We start from the raw sequence: 22,481 nt of genomic DNA on the forward strand, positions 1-22,481 counted from the left end.
CGGCCATGGGCGCCCCCTCCGGGCGGCCGGCGCGCTCCCGCCCAGGGCGCCGCATCGCCGCCGCGGCCGCCGTCCTGGCCGTGGGGGCGGGCCTCGGCGCGGGTGGGGCGTGGCTCGCCTGGGACAGGGGCTCGGAGACGACGACGGCGATCGGCCACTCCTCATCGCCGCCCGCCACCGGCGCGGAGCCCGCGGACCGGCGGGCGGCACCGGCCGCCCAGGACGGCGCCGCGGGAGCCGCTGGCTCCACTGGGGTCGCGGGCTCCTCAGGCGCTCCCGAGACAGCCGCTTCCGAGCCGCCCCATCCCAAGGGCGCGTGCCTGGCCGGGATCACGTCGATCTCGGGCCAGTCGAGCGCCAGAGCAGTGGACTGCGCCCGGTCGCACTCCTGGAGGGTGTTCGCCGTCGGAACGCTGGATGCCACGACCGTCTCCGGCTCGGATGACAGCCTCATGGCCGACGCCGTGGTGCGCAAGACCTGCACATCGGCCGCCGCCGAGGCCTCCGGCTACGCCGACGACGATGCCAAGCTCACCGTGCTCGGCCCCTCGGAGGCGGCATGGCAGGCCGGCAGGCGCGGGTTCTCCTGCCTCGCGTCCACCGGCTGACGCCGCGCCGCCCAGGGCGACGCTCCTCAGTCCGCTCCGGGACGGCGCAGGCCGCGCCCGAACCAGCGCATCGCGCGCCCGGTCTTGACCTCGCTGGTCAGCACGGCGCCGGGGGCCTCCTCCGGCCGGGTGATCCCGAGCAGCACGTCCTCGACGACCTGATCCATCTGGGACAGGATGAGTCCGGCGGAGGCCTCCTCGCCCGGCTTGCCGCCGGCGAAGCGGCGCGCGGTGATCGTTCCGGACAGGCCCTGCTCGATGCCGACATCGGTGGCCAGATCCGCGGTGAGCAGCACGGATCCGCCGCGGCTCAGGCGGGACAGGGTGGCGGCGAGCTCGGCGGCCTCGGCCGGCTCGTTCTCCGAGCCGCCCAGGAGCTCGGCGATGTCCCACTCGGCGTGGGCGGAGGCGAACTCCTTGACGGCGAAGGCGCCGCTGGAGGCGGGCACGACGACGCAGTCGAGCCCACTCATGGCGCACAGGGAGGCGAGGGCCTCGGCGGTGGGCAGAGGCGTGAGGACGACGGCGATCTTGAGGGCGCGCGCGGCCGGGGAGCCAGTCGGCGCGGGGCGCGCCGCGCCTCCGTCCGGGGCCCCCGCCGCCCCATCCCAGGCGGTGAGGCCCTCGGGGCCCTGGCCCTGCCCGGTGGCGTCCTCGGCGCCGCCCAGGTCTAGGCCTTCCACGAGGGCGGCGAACTCGTCGTCGATGCGGTCGGCGTCGTCGGGGGTGGTCTGGTCGTTCATCACAGGGATCCCTTCGTGGAGGGGATGCCGTCCACCCGCGGGTCGGGCTCGACGGCGGTGCGCAGGGCTCGCGCGAGGGCCTTGAACTCTGCCTCGGCGATGTGGTGGGGGTCGCGCCCGGAGATGACGCGCACGTGCAGGCAGATCCCGGCGTGGTAGGCGATGGCCTCCAGGGCGTGGCGGACCATGGAGCCGGTGAAGTGCCCGCCGATGAGGTGGTGGACGAAGGCCTCGGGCTCGCCGTCGTGGACGAGGTAGGGGCGCCCGGAGATGTCGACGACGGCGGTGGCCAGCGCCTCGTCGAGCGGGACGGAGGCGTCGCCGAAGCGGCGGATGCCGCTCTTGTCCCCCAGGGCCTGGCGCAGGGCCTCTCCGATGCAGATGGCGGTGTCCTCCACGGTGTGGTGGACGTCGATGTGGGTGTCCCCCGTGGCGCGCACGGTGAGGTTCATGAGGGAGTGCTTGCCCAGCGCGGTGAGCATGTGGTCCCAGAAGGGGACGGTGGTGGAGATGTCGGTGGCGCCGGTGCCGTCGAGATCGAGGTCGACGACGACGCTGGACTCGCTCGTGGTCCGCTCGACGCGGGCGGCGCGGTCGACGCGGGCCGCGCGGGCGGCGCTGATGCGGCTGGCAGGGCTGGGGGTGCTGCTCATGCGGGTTCCTGGGGGTCGGGGCCGACGGCGCGGGCGCCGCTGAGGGCCTTGGTCAGGGCGGCGCGGAAGGCCGTCATCTCCTCGGGCGTCCCCACGCTGGCGCGCAGGAAGCCCTCGGGGCCGACGACGCGGATGAGCACGCCGTCGTCAAGGAGATCCTGCCAGACGCGGTGACGATCGGCGAAGGGGCCGAAGAGCACGAAGTTGGCGTCGGACTCGTGGGCGGTCAGGCCCTGGGAGCGCAGCCAGGCCACGAGGGAGTCGCGCTCCTCGCGCAGGGAGGCGACCTGTCCCATGAGTTCCTCCCGGTGGGCCAGTGCCGCCAGGGCGGCGGCCTGGGTGATCGCGGAGAGGTGGTAGGGCAGGCGCACGACGCGCAGCATGTCGACCAGCTCGCGGGAGGCGGCGAGGTAGCCCAGGCGCAGGCCGGCGGCGCCGAAGGCCTTGCTCATCGTGCGGGACACGGCCAGGTGGGGGTTGCCTTCCAGGAGCTCCAGGGCGCTGGGAACGCCGGGCCGGCGGAACTCCGCGTAGGCCTCGTCGATGACGACGACGCAGTCGGTGGGGGCGCCGTCGGCGGCGGTGGGCCCGTTGCCGCGGGCGGCCTCCAGCAGGGCGCGCGCGGCGGCCGGGGGCAGGGCGGTACCGGTGGGGTTGTTGGGGCTGGCGGTGATGAGCACGGCGGGGCGGCGCTCGGCGATGGCAGCAGCGGTGGCATCCACGTCGATGCTGAAGTCGTCCCGGCGCGGGATCGTCACGTACTCGGTGAGGGTGTCGCGGGCGTACTCGGGATACATAGAGTACGTAGGGGTGAGGGACAGGCAAGCCCGCCCGGGCCCACCGAAGGCCTGGAGGAGGTGGAGCATGACCTCGTTGGAGCCATTGGCCGCCCAGATCTGGTCCCGCCCCAGGCGCGCGCCGGACTCGACCCCGAGGTAGTCGGCCAGGGCCTGGCGCAGGGCGGGGAAGTCGCGGTCCGGGTAGCGGTTGAGACCGGAGGCGGCCCGGGCGACGGCGTCGGCGATGTCCGCGACGACGGCGGGACTGGGCGCGTAGGGGTTCTCGTTGACGTTGAGGCGCGCGGGCACGTCCAACTCCGGGGCCCCGTAGGGGGTCTGGCCCTCGAGCCCGGGGCGGATGGGAAGGCTGCTCACGGGCAGTGAGTCTACGGCGCCGTCGACGGCGCCGTGTGACCGCCCGACGGCACCGGGACGACCCGGGCCGGCGGGTCCTCGTGGATGGCCTCCCGGTAGACCAGGGTAATCTCCTCGTAGTCGAGCCGGGTCAGGGCGTACTCGATGAGCCCGGCGGAGTAGAGGCCGAGCTCGCCAGCGTCGAGCAGGGCCTGGCGCTGGGCCCGGACCATGTCGAGGGAGAGCGCCCGCGCGCGCGCCTGCTCCGCGCGCCGCGCGGCCCAGCCGGCGTCCTCGCCGCCCTCGAACGCCTCCTCCCGGGCCGCGTGGGCCACGAGGGCCGAGGCCCCCTGCGCGGCCAGGACGATGCGCCTGCGGGCGTCGTCGGTGAGGATGTGGTCATCGTCGTTCTCCGGGATGACACCCTTGGCCGCGCTGATGAGGAGCCCCATGAGTTCGCGGCGCTCGGCCTCATCGGCGGGGCCCTCCATCGTCGGCCTGACGGCCCTGACCACCCACGGCAGGGTCAGTCCCTGGACGACGAGGGAGCCGGCGGCCACCAGTATCGCGATGAGCAGGAGGAAGGGGCGGTTGGGGGCGTCGGCGGGGAGGGTCTGGGCGGCGGCGAGCGTGACGGCGCCGCGCATCCCCGCCCACACGATGATGGTCCCCTCCCGGGCCCCGAGGGGGGCCTGCTGGTAGTAGGCCATGTCGGCGTCGACCCGTCGGATCCTGTCGATCGCCTGCGCGGCGTGGGCACGCGCATGCGCGTGCCCCGTCCCTCGGCGCCCCTTGGCCAGGCGCTTGGCGAGGCCCTTGAGCCTGCGCCTCACGCCGCGGCGGCTGCTGTCCCAGGGGACGAGCATGTCCTTGGGGATCTCTCCGCGGGCGATCGCCTGGCAGCGCTCCTCGAACTCCTGGCGGGGCTCGCTCATCCCGTCCCATCTCTCGGCCCGGCGCGCTCCCCTGCGGCGCAGCCACAGGAGCATCGGGGCGACGATCGCGGCCCGCACGGCGACGCTCAGCACCCCGGCCAGGACGGCGAGCCAGACGGCGGTGGCGATCGGCGGCCCCTCGGCCCGGACGTCCTCCACGACCCCGAACAGCTGCAGGCCCATGACCAGGAAGATGAATCCCTCGAGGACGAGCTCGACGGTGTGCCAGGTCTCGTTGCCGGCGATGCGGTGGTCCGGGGGCAGGAGCCGGGGCGAGCGGTGCCCGGTCACCAGGCCGGCGACGACGGCCGCCACCAGGCCGCTGCCGCCCATGTGCTCGGCGGGGATGGCGGCGAGGAAGGGCACGGCGAAGGAGATGACCGTGTCGACGCTGGCGTCGGTGACGCGGGCGCGCAGGTGCAGCGTGAGCTCCCCGACGATCCAGCCCACGGCCACGGCGACGACGACGGCGAGCACGAAGTTGCCCAGGACTTCCCCCGCGCTGGTCCGCCCGGCCACGGCGGCCGAAATCGCCGAGGACAGGACCACCAGGGCGGTGGCGTCGTTGAGGAGCCCCTCGCCCTCCAGCACGGTGATGACGCGCTGGGTGACCCCGAGGCGCCGGGCGATGGAGATGGCCACGGCGTCGGTGGGGCTGAGCACCGCGCCCATGGCGACGGCCCAGGCCACGGACAGGCTGGGCAGGACCAGGGTGAGCACTCCCCCGATCACCGCCGAGGAGACGGCGACCAGGAGGACGGCGAGGATCGCGACGGGGGTGAACTCCCGGCGGAAGTTGATCGCGGGGATGGCCACCGCCGTCGCGTACAGGAGCGCCGGGAGGAGGCCCTCAAGGATGACCTCCGGCTCGATCACGATCGCGGGCACCGCCGGAAGGAACCCGACGGCGATCCCCATGGTCAGGAGCAGCAGCGCCGGCGCCACCCGGAGGCGGTCGCTGATCTGGCTGGCGCCGGCGATCGCCAGGAGTCCCGCGACGATGATGAGGAGGTTCATGGCGTCATTTTGCCATCCAGGGCCCTCAGAGCCGGTCGCCGGCCAGGCGGGCGCCCTCGGCCAGGGCCTCGAGCTTCGCCCAGGCGATGGAGGGGTAGACGCGCCCACCCAGGCCGCAATCGGTGGAGGCGACGACCCTCTCGGGACCCACGAGGCCCGCGAAGCGCGCGATGCGCTCGGCCACGAGCTCGGGGTGCTCCACGACGTTGGTGGCGTGGGAGACGACGCCCGGGATGAGGTACTTCTCGGCGGGGAGCTCGACTTCCTCCCAGATGCGCCACTCGTGCTCGTGGCGGGCGTTGGCGGCCTCGAAGCTCAGCCCGTTGGCGCTGACGCTCAGGGCGAGGTCCACGATGTGCTTGAAACCCAGGTCGGTTGAGTGCGGGCCGTGCCAGGAGCCCCAGCACACGTGGTAGCGCACGAGGGCGGGGTCGATGCCCTCCAGGGCATGGTTGAGGGCCTCGATGCGCACGGCGGAGAAGGCCCGGTAGTCCTCGAGACCCGGCTCGGTGATGAACTGGTCCCAGGACTCCGCCAGGTCGGGGGCGTCGATCTGGACGGTGAGCCCCGCATCGGTGATCGCCTTGTACTCCTCGCGCAGCGCCTCGGCCCAGGCCCACACAGCGGCCTCATCATCCTCGTAGTAGGTGTTGCCCACGCGCGCCGCCGACGCCGGGGACAGGGCCGCGACGAAGCCCTCTGAGAGCGGCTTGCCCGCCGCTTCCAGGCCGCGCTTGGTCAGGGCGATGTCGCGCGCGACGAGGTCGGCGCCGGTGTAGGCCAGGGGGCCGGTGACCGTGGGGAAGACCCAGGGCTGGCGGTTGGCGATGTGGATGCCGCTGGCCGGGTCGGCGTAGGCGTCGGCGAAGGCCACCCAGTCACGGCGGTCGGTCATCGCGTCGAGTTCGAGCTTGTCCGAGGGCTTGCGCGCGGGGGGCTCGGGGAGGACCTCGAGGCCGGAGAAGCGCAGGAAGGAGTAGCCCCACCAGGCGCCGTAGTCGACGGACTGGGTCATGAGGTGCCCGTACTCGCCGTCGTTGACGATGTCGATGCCGATGGAGGCCTGCCTGGCGATGACGGAGTCGACGGCCTCAGTGATGATGGCCTCGAAATCGGCGTCGGGCAGGGCGCCGTCCTGGTGATCCTTGTTGGCGGCGATGAGGGCGTCGGTGCGGGGAAGGGAGCCGACGTGGGTGGTGCGGATTCGTGTCATGGTGCGGTCCTCGATGATCCTGGCGGCAGCGCCGCCGTCCGGGGTGGTTCGGTTGGGACCGGAACCGCGCCTGGCGCGGCTTGGGGCTGAGGCGTCCGGGCGCCTCAGCGGCGCATGAGCGCCCCTGCGAGGCGCCGTGGCGCGCGCAGGGGGCACTCCGTCCTGGTGGGGGCGTGCGCCCCATCCCGTAGTGTCATCACTGGCCTTCCCCCACCTTAAGTGGTGGTGAGCCGAGGATAGTGCACGGCTCGGCCGTCGCACCCTCCCTGTCCCAGGAAGTGAGCCGCGGCCGAAGGCGCGCGCATTCGCGTCAGGGGCTCGGGCTACCGTGGGCCCATGAGCGCCCCAGCATCGTCCACGCCATCGTCGGCACCCCTGGCCGCGCTGCGCGAGCGCGCGGAGGCCGCGCTGCGCGCGCTCGTCGGCAGCCCGGACGCGCGGCTGCGCCCCGATCAGTGGCGGGCGATCGAGGCGCTGGTGGTGGGCCGCCGCCGAGCCCTCGTGGTGGAGAGGACGGGATGGGGTAAGTCCGCCGTCTACTTCGTGGCCACCACGCTGCTGCGCGAGGGCTGGGGCGAGTGGCACGGGGGAGACTCCCTCCCACCCCACGGGCGGGAGGGAGCGGGCGGCTCCGGACCCACGATCATCATCTCCCCACTATTGGCCCTCATGCGCGACCAGGTCGCCGCCGCCGAGCGCGCCGGCATCCGCGCCGTCACCATGAACTCGGCCAACAGCGCCCAGTGGGGCCAGGTCGAGGATGAGATCCGCGCCGGGCGCGCCGACGTCCTCCTGGTCTCGCCCGAGCGCCTCAACAACCCCGTGTTCCGGGATGAGGTCCTTCCGCATCTGGCAGCCAGCGCGGGCCTCGTCGTCATCGATGAGGCGCACTGCATCTCGGACTGGGGGCATGATTTCCGGCCGGACTACCGGCGCATCCGCACCCTGCTCGCCGGCCTGCCTCCCCGCACCCCCGTCCTGGCGACGACGGCCACGGCCAACGAGCGCGTGACCACGGATGTGGCCGAGCAGTTGGCCGGGCGGCAGATGGGCGTCCGGGCCCCGGAGGCGCTCGTGCTGCGCGGGAGCCTGCAGCGGGACTCCCTGCGCTTGGGCGTGGCGCGCCTGGAGGACTCGGCCACGCGCTTGGCGTGGCTCACCGACTACCTCCAGCGCACCCAGGGCTCCGGGATCGTCTACTGCCTCACCATCTCCGCGGCGGGTGAGACCGCCCAGGCCCTGCGTGCCGCCGGCCTGGAGGTGGCCACCTACACCGGCCAGACCGAGCCCGCGGAGCGCGAGCGCCTCGAAGCCGATCTCAAGGCCAACCGCGTGCGGGCGCTCGTGGCCACCAGCGCCCTGGGCATGGGATTCGACAAGCCCGACCTCGGATTCGTCATCCACATGGGCGCGCCCGCCTCGCCCGTGGCCTACTACCAGCAGGTGGGCCGCGCGGGGCGCGGCGTCGACAGGGCGGAGGCGATCCTGCTGCCCGGCGCGGAGGATCAGGCGATCTGGGACTGGTTCGGCTCCCAGGGCTTCCCGCCGCCCGAGCGGGTCCACGAGGTGCTCGACGCCCTTCAGGCGGCCGATGGCCCCCTGGGGATCGGCGCGCTGGAGACGGTGACGAGCCTGCGGCGCGCCCGCCTGGAGTCGATGCTCAAAGTGCTCGACGTCGACGGCGCCGTGCGCAGGGTCAGGGGCGGTTGGCTGGCCACGGGCGAGCCCTGGGCGTACGACGCCGAGCGCTACGCCCGGGTGGAGGAAGCCAGGCGGTCCGAGCAGGAGGCGATGCTCGCCTATGAGCGCCTTCGCGCCCCGGAGTGCCGAATGGCCTTCCTGCGAGCCGCGCTCGATGACCCGGAGATGCCCGAGGGCTGGCGCTGCGGCGCCTGCGACCTGTGCGGGGGCCTCACCCTCCCCCAGGGGCCGGATCCGCAGCGGGTGGGGGCGGCGCGGGAGTCGTTGGAGCGCGTCGGGATCGAGGTCCCCGCCCGGCGCCAGTGGCCCGTGGGCATGGAGAGGCTGGGGCTGGGCGCCCTGCGGGGCAGGATCCCGCCTGAGCGGCGGGCGGGCACGGGCATCGCCGTCGGCAGGCTTGACGGCCTGGGCATCTCGTCGGCGCTGCGCGGGCTCTTCGACTCCGGGGAGGACGGGCTCGTCCCTCCCGGGCTGCGGGCCCCCGTGCTGGAGGCAACGGACCGCCTGGCCGCTCTGGCCCGCGCCGAGGGCGGGGCCGACGGCGCCTCTGCGGGCGGCGCGAGCGCACCTGAGGGGCGGGGCGGCGCGGAGGGCGCCGAGGGGATCATCGACGCCGTCGTCATCATCGACTCCCACCGCCGCCCACGGCTGATCCGCCACCTGGGAGGGGCGGTCGCCCACCGCCTGGGCGCCGAGCGCCTGGGCGTCATCGCCACTGGCGGGCAGCCGGGGCGCCATGACGTCAACTCCGCGACCCGCCTGGCGACGGTGGCCCGGAGCCTGAGCCTCGACGGCTGGGGGCCCGACGCCCTGAGGCGCCTCGACGGCGCCAGGATCGCCCTTGTCGACGACTCAACGGACTCCGGATGGACCCTCACGGTCGCGGCGGATCTCCTGCGGGGCTCGGGCGCCGCGGCGGTCCACCCCCTCGTGCTCGCCCAGGGGTCCTAGCCACTGGGCGAGGGGCGGGGCCCGGCCCGCGGGGCCCGTTCTCAGGATCCGGGGGCCGAGGCGCGCTCCGAGGCCCGCTTGAGCGAGCGCCCCACCGGTCCAAGGCCCCCGGGCCCTCCGGCGGAGGCCCCGCCGCCGCTCCCGTCGGCGTCATCGGCGCCGCTCGCGCTGGCCTCCTCGTCATCCAGGAAGTACCACCAGAAGGGAGCCCCCCAGGCCTGGGGGCGGCCCAGGGCGGCGCCCGTCACCTGGGCGATGAGGGCGATCCGGGCGGCGTCGGCGTCTTCCCGGGAGCCGAACCACCAGGGCCCCTCATCCAGGTCGCCCCCTCCGTAGCCGAGTTCGGTGACGGCCACCCGCTTGCCGGGGAAGCGATCCGCGAGGGCGCTCATGACCCGGTCCGCCGCGGTTCCCAGCGGGTGGGACTGCGGGTAGACGGAGATGCCGACGACGTCGACGAGCCCCATGAGCTCGCCCCCCGCGAGCGAGGCCGCCACATTGAACAGGGCCCCCTGGGCCGCCGCCTGCCCGAGCTGGTAATAGAGGGTCAGGACGGTCAGAGCGCCGGTGCGCTCCTTCACGGCCCGGGCCGCGCGCGTCGCGCGCCCCACCGGGTCCTCCCCCAGCCAGTCGCCCCCGAGCTCGTTGCCTACCTCCCAGGAGTCCAGCCCCGGCAGGGCGGCCAGCACGGCGTCGAGCCTCTTGTCGAAGTCCGAGTCGCTCAAGGCGGCGAGGCCCTCGGAGTCGCAGATCTGCCCCATGACGTGGATCCCGGCGCGCTGGAGGGCGTCGGCCGCCTCCCGCCAGGCGGCGAGGGCCGGGGCGTTCGCGTCGTCGAGGACGAGCCGCACGGCTCCCCGCCTCGCGGAGCCGGTGGCGGCGATGACGGCGCCCCGCTGCTGCGGGCTGGGCGCCTCGGTGAGCGTCGCGCCGATGAGCGCGCCCGGCGGTGCCGCGCCGATGAGGGCGGTGTCGAGGGCGACCTGGGCGGTGGCGGCGAGCTCGAGGAGGCGCGCCCCCTGCTCGTCGCCGATGCCTGAGTCGATCGCGGACTGAGTCGCCGCGTGGGCGCGGCGCGAGGCCTCGAGGGCGCTGGCCGTGCGCCCAGTGGGGCCGGCCGCCCCACTCGGGTCGGCCAGGGCGGCGAGGGCCGCCCGCTGCCGCTGGTGCAGGTCCCTGGCAGCCAGGGCGAGGACCTCGGCGCTGCCGTGCGGGGGCAGGTCGGCGATCAGCGCGGAGTAGCCCTGGGACGTGGGCCAGGACAGGCACAGGGCGCAGTCCCGGCCCTCGGGCACGTCGACGAGGATCGCCCCGTCCTCCTCGTAGAGGGGCCCGATCGCTATGACCTCGAGGGTCGTGGAGTCCAGGAGGGCGTCGTCATAGCCGTCCTCGCCCCTGCCCGCGGACTGGATGGCGCGCGCCTGGGCCAGGGTCATCGGCGCGCCATCGGCGTCGCGCAGCACCAGGGTGATGGTGGTGGTGGGGCTCGCGCCGTCCGGGCCCAGGCGGGTCATCAGCGCGCCCGCGGCCCCACCGGCGAGCGCCAGGCCCCCCGCGGTGAGCAGGGCCCGACGACGCGTCATCCCCCGCCCGGTGGCCTCCGGAGCGCCGGGCGGGCCCGGGAGGCGGCTCGCGCCGTCCCCCGGGCCCGCTGGGGCGCCGCCGGGCTCCGTCATCGAAGGTCCTGGGCCGCCACGAAGGTGTAGCCCTGGGACTTGATGCCCTCGACGATCGTCTTGAGCTCGCTCAGCGGGTAGTAGGGGTGGAAGAAGAAGCTCGCCGTGGCGTGCGTGACCGCCAGGTTGAGGCGGGCGGAGTCGATCACCTGCTGGGCCGAGCGCGGCGGGTGGTTGTTGATGTCCTTGGGCTCGTAGTTGCCCAGGTTCTCGGGCAGGACGTGCGTGCCGTAGGGGTCGTTGACCGAGTAGGGGAAGAACTGGCCGATGTAGTCGTGCGGCCCGCCCGGCTTGCCGGTCAGGGTGCCCGCGTACATGAGCTCGCGCTCGTAGCGGGTCGAGTAGACCTTGTTGATGCCCTGGTAGCCGCTGCGGGAGGCCGAGTAGTGAGGGGTCTCGAAGATCTTGGGAGTGGGCAGGCCGAGCTTCTTGAAGTACTTGCGGCCCTCCTTGACGCGCTTCTTGGCCCACTTGGCGCTCGTGCCGGGAAGCTCCCCGCCGATCTGAACCCAGGAGTTCTGCTGGCAGGGCGCCACCGGCGCGTCCGGGGAGTTCTCATCGGAGCACCACGAGCGGATGAACTCGAAGTCGTCGCTGGACACGCCGTTGTAGGGGTTGTTCAGGTTGCCGAACTGGTGGGTGGTTCCGTGCTGGATGATGGTGCCGCCCTTCCTGACGGCGTCCTTGAGGACGGCGACGAGCTCAGGGGTGTCCTTGAGGGTGATCGACTGCGGCGTGCCGTCGTTCTTCGCCCCCGAGGGGTCCTTGTACACGGGGAAGACCGCCATCTGGAAGGGGACGCCCTGGGAGTACAGGTAGTCCACCATCGCCTGGAGCTCGGCCGGATCGGTGTCAGGGCCGACGTCCTCGATGCGCACTGCCGCCTGGCGGATCTGCTTGGCTCCGGGCTGGAGGGAGTCCAGGACGATGCCGGCCGCCGCGATGTAGCGGTCCTGCTCGCTCATGTAGGTGACGGGGACCTCGCCGATGAACGTCAGGCCGCCGGAGGACACCGCCCAGGGGAAGGACGTCGTGCCCGACTGGGCGATGCTGGCGCACTGGGTGGAGGCGCCGTCGGCCGAGGAGCACAGGGCCTTGCCGAGCACGGTGACGGCGCCCTGATCAGTGATGTGGGGGGCGGTGATGCCACCCTTGTTCAACTCGTTGCGGCCGAAGGTCCGGCCTTTGTACTCCACCTGGGTGACGCGGTCGGTGGCGTCGATGTAGGACGTGGCGGCGTCCCATCCGAAGCGGGCGGTGAAGGCCGCCCGGTCCGCGTCGGTCTTGACGAGCTGCCAGATGTTGAACCCGGACCACAGGACGGGGATGTTGCCGGTCAGGACGTCGTCGATGAAGGCGCGGGGCAGGGGCTCGTCATAGGTCGACCCCGTGTAGATGACGTTGGTGTAGCGCCCGGCCAGGCCGGCCTGGTAGTCGGCCACCGGCAGGGCGGTGACGAGCCCGGAGTGGCTGGCCAGGTTGCCCATGGCCATGGCGTAGTACTCGCCCAGCTTGCTCCAGTCCCCGGTGGTGTCGTAGAGGACCAGCGTGGAGGCGGGGCCGGCTCCCCGATGGGAGTAGGTCACGGCGCGTCTGGGCACCGCTGGCGGGTTGGCCCTCAGGTCGCGGACCTGGGGCGCTGCCCGGACGGGCGCGGGCGCGGCCAGGTCGACCGCCGCCGCGTTGTCGTTGGCCAGGGGAAGAACCTCGGCCTGGGCCGCGGCGGGCGCGGGCGGCGCCTCGAGCGGGGCGGCCGAGCCGAGGTCATCGGCGGGGCCGCCCGTCGCGGGCGCGAGGGCCGCGCTGCGCGCGGTCGGGGCGCCGTCGGCCGCATGGGCGGGGCCGACGAGGCCGATCGAGGCGCTGAGCGCCACGAGGGCCGCCAGGGCCGCTCGGCGCCGGCGCGCGTGGGTCGTTGTTCTCATAGGGGATCTCCTTGTCAGGGTGAGGGTCGGTCAGGGGGATCAGGCGCGGGAGGGCTCGAAGTCCGGCAGGGGCTCCCCCCTGCCGAACATGGCGGCGATCGCCGCCATGACTCTCTCGCAGGCCCGGCCGTCGCCGTAGGGGTTGGCGGCCTGGGCCATGGCCGCGTAGGCGGCGTCGTCGGTGAGCAGGGTGGTCACGGCCTCGACGATCCGCTCCTCGTCGGCTCCGACGAGCCTGGCGACGCCGTAGTCGATGGCCTCGGGGCGCTCGGTGCTCTCGCGCATGACGAGCACGGGCTTGGACAGCGCGGGGGCCTCCTCCTGGACGCCCCCGGAGTCGGTGAGGACGATGTGCGCCCGGTTCATGAGCGAGCAGAAGGCCCCGTACTCCAGGGGGTCGGTGACCACCACGTTGGGCAGCCCCTCGATCCTGGGCAGGAGGGCCCGGCGGACGATCGGGTTGCGGTGGGCGGGCAGGACAATGAGCGCGTCGGGATGGGCGCGGGCGAGGCGGGCGATCGCCCGCCCGATCCCCTCCATGGGCTCTCCCCAGGACTCGCGACGGTGCGCGGTCACCAGCACGACCCGGCGGGAGGGGTCCTCGAGGGCCTCGCGCAGCGCCGGGTCGGCGGGGGGCGTCGGCCTCGTGACCGCCTCCAGCAGGGCGTCGATGACGGTGTTGCCCGTGACGCGCAGTGAGGCGGGATTGACGTCCTCCCGCAGCAGGTTGTCCCGGCTGGTGGCCGTCGGGCACAGGTGCAGGGAGGTGATCTGCCCGACGAGCTTGCGGTTGGCTTCTTCGGGGAAGGGCGAGGTGATCGTGCCCGTGCGCAGCCCGGCCTCGAGGTGGAGGACGGGGGTGGAGTGGTAGAAGGCGGCCAGCCCCGCGGCGAACACCGAGGTGGTGTCGCCCTGGACCAGGACGGCGTCGCAGGGGTGCTCCTCCAGGGCCCCGCCCACGCCCTCCAGGCACCGGGTGGTGACCTGGGTGAGCGTCTGGCCCGGGGAGTGGATGTCGAGGTCGATGTCGGGGGTGATGCCGAAGAAGGTGTTGACCTGGTCGAGCATCTCGCGGTGCTGCCCGGTGACGACGATGACCGGGTCGAAGCGCTCGTCGGCGCGCATCCGGTTGATGAGGGGGGCGACCTTGATCGCCTCGGGCCTCGTGCCGTAGACCAGCATGATCCTCAGGGGCGCTCCCTGCGGCCGCTGATCGGATGGGGTCGCTGGCTCGGTGGTCATCGGTGCTCCTTGGTGTCGTGTCAGTTGCGTGAGTAGGTGGTCGCGGCGAAGGTGACGATGGCGTCCTCGGTGTAGGCACCCACGGGGCCACTGCGATAGGGGCTGTCGGCATCCTCGATGACGCCGAGGTCCTGGCCGTCCGCCGTGACGGTGAAGGAGACGGCATCACCCGTGGTGTCGACCCGCACCTGGACGAGGTGGGCCACGCCGACCTCGAAGGACGGCTCGTGGGCGGAGGCGAGGAATCGCTGGTTCCCGGGGTAGGCGGGGTCCTGCTTGGAGACCTCCCAGCCGTTGGGCTTGAGGGCGAGGGCGTAGAAGTGCTCGTTGTCCTGGAAGGACCACAGGAGCCAGGCGACCTCCCAGGGGTTGGGCGCGAGCCCCTCGCGCAGCTGCTTCTCAGTGGTCATCATGGAGGTGATGGTCTGCGTGGCCCGGTCCACGACGGCGGCGGCGGTGGAGATGGCCAGGGCGGCGTGCGTGCGCTCGTGCTCGGTGGCCGAGTTGGGAGCGAGCCGCAGGGCGCCGCCCTGGCACGTGGCCTCGCCGTAGCCGTCGAAGATGACCCTCCAGTCGTCGCAGCTCGTCTCCTGGGTGGAGAGGTAGCGGTACCCGAGCGCGGCCCCTCCCCCGATGAGCGACACGAGGGCTCCCCCGAGCACGAGACGACGGCGCAGCAGCGCGGACCTCGCACCCTCCTCCCAGTCCGACGGCGGGGCGGGCGCGCGCCGGCGATCCTCCGGCGGGGGGCCGGTCCGGGGGGAGGCCTCCGGGGCGCTCATGCGGCCACCTCATGCTCTCGGGGGACCGGCGGGCGCGGCGGGCGCGGTGGCCGCTGGGGCATGGGCGGGATGGCGGGGGCCGACGGCGAGGGCCGATCGACGCGCGAGAGCGCGGGCCGGATGCGGATGCCCTGCGGGTCCGGGGCGGCCTCTGGGCGCGCCGCCCCCGGCGCGGGGGCGGTCGGCCCCGCCGGCGCGGCCGCCCCCACCGGGTCCTCGGCCTCCCGGGCGGTCTTGGCCCACCCGGTGCGCCCGGTGATCTCGCGAAGCAGGGCCCGCCACCCGAAGAGGGCGGGGAGGAGCCCGTAGAGGACGAAGACGTGGGCGTAGGCGAGGGCCTTGAGCGGGCCGAGCCCCTCGGAGCGCTCGATCCTCCAGTACAGCAAGCCGAAGACGACGCCGGGGCCGAAGGCGAGGAGGTAGGCGCTGAGCAGCCACCACCAGGTCTGGCTGTGGCCGAGAACCGCCTTGGACACCACGATGAGCACGGTGATCGCGAATGAGGCCATGAGCAGCGAGGCCGCCAGGAGGACGTAGGGGGTGAGGATCTGCCAGGTGGTATCCGCCCTGGCCAGGCCGCGCTGCTCGCGCGCCGCGCGGCCGAGCAGGTTAAGGGACTGGATGTTGCCCTGGAACCAGCGCGTGCGCTGGCGCAGGAGCCTCCTGAGGCTGGTGACGCCCTGCTGGTGGACCGCCGCGGTGGGCCTGAAGTCATTGACCCACCGGGTGCCGTTGAGACGGACGCCGAGGTCGAAGTCCTCGGTGAGCGACTTGGTCCAAGGCTTGTCGCCCAGCGCGCTGAGGGCGTCGAGGCGGGCGAACTGCGCGTTGCCGCCCATGCCGACGCTGTGGAGATGGCGCCTCCCCCTCTGGAAGACCTCGGTGAAGATGACGAACTCCATGTCCTGCATGCGGGCGAGCAAAGAGGAGAAGCGGTTGTTGATCCGCACGCCGAACTGCACGGCGCCGATGCGCCGATTGCGGAAGGCCCGCCGGGCCTCGTCAATGGCCTGCGACTCGAGGCGGCCATCGGCATCGACCACCCCGACCACCACATCGGTGCCCGGGTCCCCGCCCCATGTGGCGCGCACGTGGTCCAAGGCGTCGTTGAGGGCCTCGCCCTTACCGAGGCGGGCGCGCGGGGGGACCCTGCGCATGACGCTCACGCGGGGATCCGGGATCGCCCTCACGACGTCGGCGGTCCCGTCGTCGGATCCGTCGTCGATGACGAGGACGCGCAGCCTGTCGTCGGGGATGTCGAGGAGACGGCCCACGCTCGCGCCGATGACCCCGGCCTCGTTGAGGCACGGCATGAGGATGACGACGAGGATGTCCTTCGCCCGGGAGCTGCCGCCGTGCCGGGGCCGCTCGATCCGCGGAGGCCGCCTGGAGATGAGGAGGAGGACGAGCACGTAGACAAGCCCCATCCCGATCATGATCACCGCACCCCAGTGGCCGATCATCTCGACCGGGTCGCCGGCGCCCCCGCCGATCATGCGCCCCTCCTGTGTCCCGGTCCCCGGTACCAGCCCAGGAGAACGCGCCTGAGGGCCCCGGTGAGGTTCACCCACAGCCAGGCGATGGCCACGACTGCGAAGAGGAATCCGGCCAGGAGGGAGAGAACATGCGCGATTGTCCCAGCGACAGCGAGAATACGCGCCATGGCGCCCGGACCGGGCAGCCACGAGGAATGCGCAAGAATCAGGGAGCAACTGCTCATCGCACCGTCATTTCGACTCAAGGGATCAGGGTGGAACCACGATGATGATCGTTCGCAGCGGGACACATCCAGATGGGGACTGGATGTATCTAAAACGAAGATAACAATTTGATATAGTCGAACAACACTGTGGAATCACACAATCTGAATATGTTTGAGTTGTGCTACACCACATGCCCGTTGGGATATCAGCGGTGCTCGGCGGCCCATCCCACTCCTGTGAGCTGATGTCAGTAGCGGCTATCACATTCTCAGCATTATTCGATCACCACCATCAGAAGCGCGATGGAATCTGGGCGACGATCGCTCCCCTTACAAGTCCCGTCAGCGCGGATGTACGAAAGCAGGATGCCCTTTCCTCCCTAGGACGAGAATCCGCGCCGAACACCCATCCATGGGCGCTCGGCGCGGATTCCAGGGGCGCGTTCAGTCGCGGCCGCGAAGACGCGCTCCGACGGCCTCCGCATGGGCGGGAAGATCCTCCGCCTGGGCCAGTGCCGCGAGCGGGCCGGACATCGCTCCCAGGGCCTGGGCGCTGTACTCGATCATCTGAACGGGCTTGAGGTAGGCCATCACGCTGAGCCCCGCCGCGAACCTCGCCGTGCCGCCGGTGGGCAGGACGTGGTTGGAGCCGGCGAGGTAGTCGCCGAGCGGGACGGGGCTGTAGGGGCCGACGAACACCGCCCCGGCATTGCGGATGCGGCGCGCCACGTCGGGCGCCCCCTCGGTGTGGATCTCGAGGTGCTCAGCGGCGTAGGCGTCGGCCACGGCGATGCCCTGCTCGATGTCCCGGACGAGCACCACCCCCGACTGCGCGCCACCCAGGGCGCGGGCGGCGCGCTCCCGGTGCCGCGTCGCCGCGAGCCGGCGCTCCAGCGCGGCGTCGACGGCGTCAGCCAGGGCGGGGCTGTCGGTGATGAGCACTGATCCCGCGTTCGGGTCGTGCTCTGCTTGGGACAGGAGGTCGGCGGCGACGTACTCGGGGTTAGCGGAGGCGTCGGCGAGGATGGCGATCTCGGTGGGCCCGGCCTCGGCGTCGATGCCGACGTCCCCAAGCACGGCCCGCTTGGCAGCGGCGACATACACATTGCCGGGCCCGGAGATGACGTCGACGGGCTCGCACAGGACACCGCCCGCGCTCGCCTCCTCATCGGCCTGGGTCTCGGGGCCGGCGCCGTACGCGAGCATGGCGATGGCCTGCGCGCCGCCCGCGGCGTAGACCTCGGTCACGCCGAGCAGGCCGCAGGCCGCCAGGATCGTGGGATGGGGGAGGCCGCCGTGCTCGGCCTGGGGCGGCGAGGCGAGGACGACGCTCTCAACCCCGGCGACCTGAGCCGCGACGACGTTCATGACCACCGAGCTCGGGTAGACGGCCAGGCCCCCGGGGACGTACAGGCCGACCCGCCGGACGGGGATCCAGCGCTGGGTGATGATCCCGCCGTCGGTGATGCGCGTGACCCGCTCGGAGGGCATCTGGGCGGCGTGCCCCGCGCGGTTGTGGGCGATGGCGAGCTCCAGGGCCCCACGGACGGCTGGATCGAGCCCCTCGACGGCGCTCTGGATGGCCTGCTGCGGGACGCGCAGGCGCTCGGGGCGGACGCCGTCGAGCCTTTCCGCCGCGTCGCGCAGGGCGGCGGCGCCGCGGGCCCTGACATCACTGATGATCGGCTCCACGGTCGCCAGGGCCGAGGCGACGTCCAGGGCCGCTCGTGGCAGGCGCTGGGCGAGCTGGAGGGGGGTGAGATCGGTGTCACGCAGGTCGATGCGGGTCAGCATGAGCACAGGTTATCGGCATGGGCGCGCGGCTCGGGCCGCTAACCGGAGCCTGGATGCGGGCCGGGGCCCATCTGGCGGGCGTGACCGGGATGCGCCTGAGACCGAGGAGTCACGGCAAGAGGCCCGGCAAGATGGTTACAAAACGATAACCTTACGGCTATCGATCCCCCTGTTATCCCTGACAATGAGGAGCCCTCCATGAGCATGCCCCGCATGCCGCTACCCACGATGCCCAGTGGGCGGGACTGGACGGGGCTCCTACGGCCCGCGTCGGGCGCCCTCCTCGGCGCAGCGGCGGTCCGCGCGGGCGCCTCCCCGCTGATCGCGCCCCGGTACGCCGTACCACTGATCGTCGCCGGTGCGGCGGTGATGGCGCCCTTCGCGCTGTGGACCGCCATCAGGCTGGCGGAACTGGCGCGCCTCGCGTGGCGGGCCCACCGCTTTCACTCCGGCCATCCGAGCGCCGCGGAGTCCCGGGAGCTCGAGTGGCGCACGGGGCTGGCCGCCTCCCAGGATCAGGCCAGGGCCGTGGCGCGGGGCCTGGTCATGGGCGGAGCCTTCGACCTCGGTCGCCCCTGGGATGTCGCGATCGACACGAATGAGCAGGTCCTGGCCGACTGCCCCTCCGACTACGCCCGGTACTACAGCGAGGAGGCGCACCCCCTCCAGCCCGGCACCAGAGTCATCGGTGGACCCGGCGGCGCATCGGCGGGACTGGACGCCGCACCCACGGCGCAGCGCCGCCGGCCATGGGCGAGGGGGCCTCAGGGGTACCGATGGCGAGAGAACCAGTCCGTCCGCGCGCTGGTCACCCAGCGGCGCGTCCTCGTCCAGCGCAACGACCTCCATTGGCTGAGCTTCCACTACGACGCGATCGTCGCGATCCGCCCGCAGCTGCCTGCCGGAGTGCTCATCCTGGAGTTCGAATCGGCGTCGCCCCTGCGCCTGGCCGGCCCCGCCTCGGCGGTGACGGCCGTGGCGGCGGTTTACGCCCTCTTCGGCGCCCAGGGGCTGCGCGATCACCCGGGATTGGAGCCCCTGCGCATCCGCGACTACGGCCGCGCTGAGCCTCCAGCCGAGTCGTCTACCGCGTCCCCGGCCGAGGCGCCGGAGGCCGCCTCACCCGCCTGAGCCACGGCGGCCCCGCGGCGGCCCCTCCCGGCGCCCTGGGAGCGGCTGGACCACAGGTCCCAGCAGGCCTGGCGGCTGGGAGGCGCCCAACGCGCATCCGGGGTCGAGACCTCGCCCGTGCCAGCGGACACCACGAGGGAGGCCAGGCTGGGCTCGTCGCGAGCGGCGCAGTCATGGGCGATCATCGACAGCAGCGGCCCCATGTGCCGGGGCAGGACCGCCCCCGCGATCTCGTCGCTGAGCTCGCCGTAGGTGATGACCTCCCGGTGCTCGGCCACCTCGATGAGCGCCTCCCGGCAGAGCGCGACGGCGCGCGCCAGCCGCTCGGAGAGCAGGTACTGCCGCTCCCCCACCGGATAGCGCGCGCCGACGACGATCGCCAGGGGCTCCTCCCCCGATGCGCTCATGCGCGCAACGACAGGAACAAGCGCCGCAGGTACGGACCGAGGACACCGACCAGGAGCGAGGCGAGGGCCCCACCGGCCATGACCGTGCGCGCCTTGGGCTTGACGTCCTTGGCGATCTCCGCCCTGGCCTGGGCCGCCTGAGCGGCGGCGGTCGGGGTGTTCTTGGCGGGGGACTCCTGGGCGGCGTCACCGGCGGGGGCCGGGGCCGGCGCCTCGGTGGTCGGCGCGGCCTGAGCGCCGGGCTCTGCCGGCTGCTCGGCGCCGGGCGCCTGAGCGGCGGGCTGCTCGCCATTCCAAGCGGCGTTGACCAGAGCGCCCATGTTCACCGCCACGCCCGCGTCGGCGCCGATCTTCTCGGCGATGGCCTTGGGCAGCGCCGCGCCAGCGCCGGAGGCCGGGCTACCGGGCTTGAGGCGGAAGTCGGAGGCCTTCCAGTTCGGGCCACTGGCCTCCTTGACGAACAGCGGGTTGGCGTCCGGGGTGCCGCGCAGGTCGAGGCTGTGGCTCTCCTTACCGCCGGTGGTCACGCCCTTGTGCGAGCCGAAGGTCTTCAGATCCTGAGAGTAGAAGGCCTCGTTGATCGAGTTCTTCCCGTACTGCCACCAGTGCAGGAAGTTGTATTCACCGCCATGCGGCCGGTAGTAGGCGTTGTGGTCGATGCTGGAGATCATCTGGTTGGCGTAGAAGGCGCCGGGGGCGTGACGGTTGGTGTCGCCATCGACGTTGACGATGGAGGCGTAGCGCCAGGGGTCATTGGGTGAGGCCTGCGTCTGCTCCGAGGAGAAGATGTTGTTGGTGACCACCGCGTTCGTGGTGTCCCAACTCAGGCCGCGCTTGGCGCTCCAGGGCTCCAGCGAGGTGCAGGTGCCGTCCGCGCTCCTGGCGTTGCAGCCCTTGGAGCGGGTGTCCTCGCGCACCACGAGGCTGGTCAGCGCGTGCGAGACGGTGTTGTTCCACACCGAGGAGTTGTCAGAGCCCTGCACCAGGATCGCCGTTCCCGCGCCGTCGATGATGTTGGAGGCGATGGTGGTGTGGGAGGAGACCTCGTCGAGGATGCCCAGGGGGACGTTGATGAAGTGGTTGCCCACGATGTCGGAGTTGATGACGCCCTCATCGAACCAGATTCCGGCGGTCTGCACGGTCTCGTTGTTCTGGGGCAGCGAGGCGTCCTTACCCGACGCCGAGTTGTCCACGGTGTTGAAGGCGTAGCGCACGTTCTCCGAGTGGGTCACCTTGGTGTCGGCGATGGTGCAGTAGGCGCCGCAGTCGGTCGTGATGAACCCAGCGGAGTTCGTCCCCCGCCAGTAGTTCTTCTCGATGACCGTGCCGGAGGAGGCGTTGACGTTGAGCGCGGCGCCGCCGTTGTCCTCGAAGCGGTTCCCCGTGACCTTGGTGTTCGGGGCGCTGGCCAGGTGCAGCGCGCTGCCGGCCGCGGAGTAGCGGAAGGTGTTGTTCTCGATCGTCTGGCCCTCCTTGGACACGACGACGGCGCCGCCGCCGGTGAACACGCCGATCTCGGGGTCCTGGTAGTCCCACCGCTGGAGCGGGGAGTACTTCTCGACGACGATCCCGGACAGCGTGGTGTTGGCCCCTTGCAGGGTGAGCGCGCGGTGCTGCTGGACGACCTCGACGGTGTGCTTGGAGGGATCGACCCCGATGACGTAGGAGGTGCCGCGATGCGGCTTGGCGTTGAAGCCGCTGTAGGAGTCGCCCGGCTTCTTCAGGGTCACGGGGTCCGGGTCGTCGACGTAGAAGGAGGAGGCGTTCACCTCGCCCCTCGAGGCGACCTGCGTGAGCGGCTTGCCGTCAACGAAGACCTGCTCGGGGTGGGCCGCCATGCCCTCGACCGCGGGATTGGCGTTGGTGGTGCACACATCGCAGAAGCGGACCATGTCGTGGCCCGTCGACCATGTGCCGTCCCCCCCGGCCTTCCAGGAGGTCGGCACCTCGGCCCCGGACAGAACCGGGGTGGCGCCGGCGGCGGCGCGGATGGTCACACCCTTGTCGACGTAGATGTTGCCCTCTCGGTAGGTGCCATCGGCGAGTTCGACGACCTGCCCCTCGCTGGCCGCCTTGAGGGCGGCGCCGAGGGTCTTGTAGGGCTTGGCGGCGGAGCCGTCGCCGGAGTCAGATCCGGACGAGGCTGAAACATGGAGCACGGACTCCTGAGCGGCGGCTGCCGGGGCTGTGAGCCCCGGGGCCGCCACCCCTAGGAAGAGGATGGCGAGCAGTGCTGTGAATCGACAGTATCGGCGCATCATTAGTGTCGTCGTCTCCTGTTGGTGGGTGAACCCCGCAACCGTACCGTTACGAGGGAGGCCCAAAACGGTGACGTGGCGCGCATCAACACCTGTCTGGGTTCTCAGGAGGAGCCTTCCAGGTTCCTCCAAGGAACCGTCCACTTGCGCTTGACCCGCAGTGGGAGGGGTTCCTGCGATCGATGCTACACGCCGTCACGAGCCACATGTGCACCACTGGTCACATCTGTCACAATCGGATCATGAGCAACATGCCGTATCCCACCATCCTTGTTCGCGGAGAGATTAAGCTGGGCCAGTTCTTGAAGCTCGCCGACCTCGTCGAGGACGGCGCCGAGGCCCGGATCGCGATCCAGTCGGGCGATGTGAGCGTGAATGGCGAGGTGGAGCGGCGTCGTGGGCACCGCCTGTCCGACGGCGACCTCGTAGTGGTCGACCTCCCCGCAGGATTGGCGGGAGCGCAGGTGAGAGTCGAGCCCTGATCCGAGCGCTGGGAGGCGCGCGCCATCCGCGGGAGCGCCGAGCCACGGCTCAGCCATCGCACTTAGGGGCGAGCAGGGCTCCATGAGCGGGGCCGTCAGCGCCCCGCAAGGGGGGATCTGCCCAGGCC

General features: G+C 72.3%; 17 protein-coding genes. 4 read left to right on the forward strand and 13 right to left on the reverse strand.

Features of this window, described 5'->3' with window-relative positions; all coding sequences use genetic code 11:
* Positions 1 to 608, forward strand: a 608-nt coding sequence (locus GVV76_RS08725) for a septum formation family protein (RefSeq protein WP_201292227.1), incomplete at its 5' end; no start/stop codon positions are given.
* A 26-nt stretch (positions 609 to 634) separates the two neighbouring features.
* On the opposite strand, the gene GVV76_RS08730 is transcribed toward GVV76_RS08725, so the two are convergent.
* Genes GVV76_RS08730 through GVV76_RS08750 form a run of 5 tightly spaced genes read right to left on the reverse strand, consistent with a single transcriptional unit; the run spans position 635 to position 6,302 of the window.
* Positions 635 to 1,351 carry a hypothetical protein gene (locus tag GVV76_RS08730; RefSeq protein ID WP_159626445.1) on the reverse strand — a complete coding sequence of 239 codons (717 nt, stop codon included), beginning with the start codon at positions 1,349 to 1,351 and terminating at the stop codon, positions 635 to 637.
* The gene (hisB, locus tag GVV76_RS08735; RefSeq protein ID WP_159626447.1) at positions 1,351 to 2,004 is read right to left on the reverse strand and encodes an imidazoleglycerol-phosphate dehydratase HisB; all 654 of its coding nucleotides are present in this window, start codon (positions 2,002 to 2,004) and stop codon (positions 1,351 to 1,353) included. The genes GVV76_RS08730 and hisB overlap by 1 nt, the downstream gene beginning before the upstream one ends.
* A complete protein-coding gene (locus GVV76_RS08740; protein WP_159626449.1) occupies positions 2,001 to 3,158 on the reverse strand; it encodes a histidinol-phosphate transaminase in 1,158 nt (385 codons plus the stop codon). The genes hisB and GVV76_RS08740 overlap by 4 nt, the downstream gene beginning before the upstream one ends.
* 11 nt (positions 3,159 to 3,169) lie before the next feature.
* Positions 3,170 to 5,089, reverse strand: a complete 1,920-nt coding sequence (locus GVV76_RS08745) for a cation:proton antiporter (RefSeq protein WP_159626451.1) — start codon at positions 5,087 to 5,089, stop codon at positions 3,170 to 3,172.
* 25 nt (positions 5,090 to 5,114) lie between these two features.
* Positions 5,115 to 6,302, reverse strand: a complete 1,188-nt coding sequence (locus GVV76_RS08750; RefSeq protein ID WP_159626453.1) for a cobalamin-independent methionine synthase II family protein — start codon at positions 6,300 to 6,302, stop codon at positions 5,115 to 5,117.
* Positions 6,303 to 6,638: 336 nt separating this feature from the next.
* Between GVV76_RS08750 and GVV76_RS08755 the strand changes: the two genes are divergently transcribed.
* Complete coding sequence (locus GVV76_RS08755) at positions 6,639 to 8,954, forward strand: DEAD/DEAH box helicase (RefSeq protein WP_159626455.1); 2,316 nt, start codon at positions 6,639 to 6,641, stop codon at positions 8,952 to 8,954.
* A gap of 41 nt (positions 8,955 to 8,995) precedes the next feature.
* On the opposite strand, the gene GVV76_RS08760 is transcribed toward GVV76_RS08755, so the two are convergent.
* The 6 genes from GVV76_RS08760 to hisD all read right to left on the reverse strand — a co-directional run bounded on the left by GVV76_RS08760 (position 8,996) and on the right by hisD (position 18,075).
* Positions 8,996 to 10,630 carry a Tat pathway signal sequence gene (locus GVV76_RS08760; protein ID WP_159626457.1) on the reverse strand — a complete coding sequence of 545 codons (1,635 nt, stop codon included), beginning with the start codon at positions 10,628 to 10,630 and terminating at the stop codon, positions 8,996 to 8,998.
* Entirely contained in the window at positions 10,627 to 12,555 is a 1,929-nt protein-coding gene (locus tag GVV76_RS08765) for a DUF2334 domain-containing protein (protein ID WP_159626459.1), read from the reverse strand. The genes GVV76_RS08760 and GVV76_RS08765 overlap by 4 nt, the downstream gene beginning before the upstream one ends.
* 39 nt (positions 12,556 to 12,594) lie before the next feature.
* The gene (wecB, locus tag GVV76_RS08770) at positions 12,595 to 13,797 is read right to left on the reverse strand and encodes a non-hydrolyzing UDP-N-acetylglucosamine 2-epimerase (protein ID WP_201292228.1); all 1,203 of its coding nucleotides are present in this window, start codon (positions 13,795 to 13,797) and stop codon (positions 12,595 to 12,597) included.
* Between the two features lie 20 nt (positions 13,798 to 13,817).
* Positions 13,818 to 14,579, reverse strand: a complete 762-nt coding sequence (locus GVV76_RS08775) for a hypothetical protein (protein ID WP_159524516.1) — start codon at positions 14,577 to 14,579, stop codon at positions 13,818 to 13,820.
* Positions 14,576 to 16,075, reverse strand: a complete 1,500-nt coding sequence (locus tag GVV76_RS08780) for a glycosyltransferase family 2 protein (RefSeq protein WP_159524515.1) — start codon at positions 16,073 to 16,075, stop codon at positions 14,576 to 14,578. Before GVV76_RS08780 ends, GVV76_RS08775 begins: the two co-directional genes overlap by 4 nt.
* A gap of 650 nt (positions 16,076 to 16,725) precedes the next feature.
* Positions 16,726 to 18,075: a histidinol dehydrogenase gene (gene hisD, locus GVV76_RS08785; protein ID WP_159626461.1), complete on the reverse strand. Its 1,350-nt coding sequence runs from the start codon at positions 18,073 to 18,075 to the stop codon at positions 16,726 to 16,728.
* Positions 18,076 to 18,273: 198 nt separating this feature from the next.
* On the opposite strand from hisD, the gene GVV76_RS08790 reads away from it, so the two are divergent.
* Positions 18,274 to 19,206: a hypothetical protein gene (locus tag GVV76_RS08790; RefSeq protein ID WP_159626463.1), complete on the forward strand. Its 933-nt coding sequence runs from the start codon at positions 18,274 to 18,276 to the stop codon at positions 19,204 to 19,206.
* Here the strand turns inward: GVV76_RS08790 and GVV76_RS08795 are convergent.
* Together GVV76_RS08795 and GVV76_RS08800 are read right to left on the reverse strand one after the other, a co-directional pair.
* A complete protein-coding gene (locus GVV76_RS08795) occupies positions 19,128 to 19,613 on the reverse strand; it encodes a hypothetical protein (protein ID WP_159626465.1) in 486 nt (161 codons plus the stop codon). The two genes, GVV76_RS08790 and GVV76_RS08795, sit on opposite strands and share 79 nt — an antisense overlap.
* A complete protein-coding gene (locus GVV76_RS08800; RefSeq protein WP_201292229.1) occupies positions 19,610 to 21,871 on the reverse strand; it encodes a right-handed parallel beta-helix repeat-containing protein in 2,262 nt (753 codons plus the stop codon). Before GVV76_RS08800 ends, GVV76_RS08795 begins: the two co-directional genes overlap by 4 nt.
* A 251-nt stretch (positions 21,872 to 22,122) precedes the next feature.
* Here GVV76_RS08800 and GVV76_RS08805 point away from each other — a divergent pair, with 251 nt between their 5' ends.
* Positions 22,123 to 22,353, forward strand: a complete 231-nt coding sequence (locus tag GVV76_RS08805) for an RNA-binding S4 domain-containing protein (protein WP_159626528.1) — start codon at positions 22,123 to 22,125, stop codon at positions 22,351 to 22,353.
* The last annotated feature ends 128 nt before the right edge of the window (positions 22,354 to 22,481 follow it).

The organism is Actinomyces sp. zg296, assembly GCF_009829695.1.
Classification (GTDB): Bacteria; Actinomycetota; Actinomycetes; order Actinomycetales; family Actinomycetaceae; genus Actinomyces; species Actinomyces marmotae.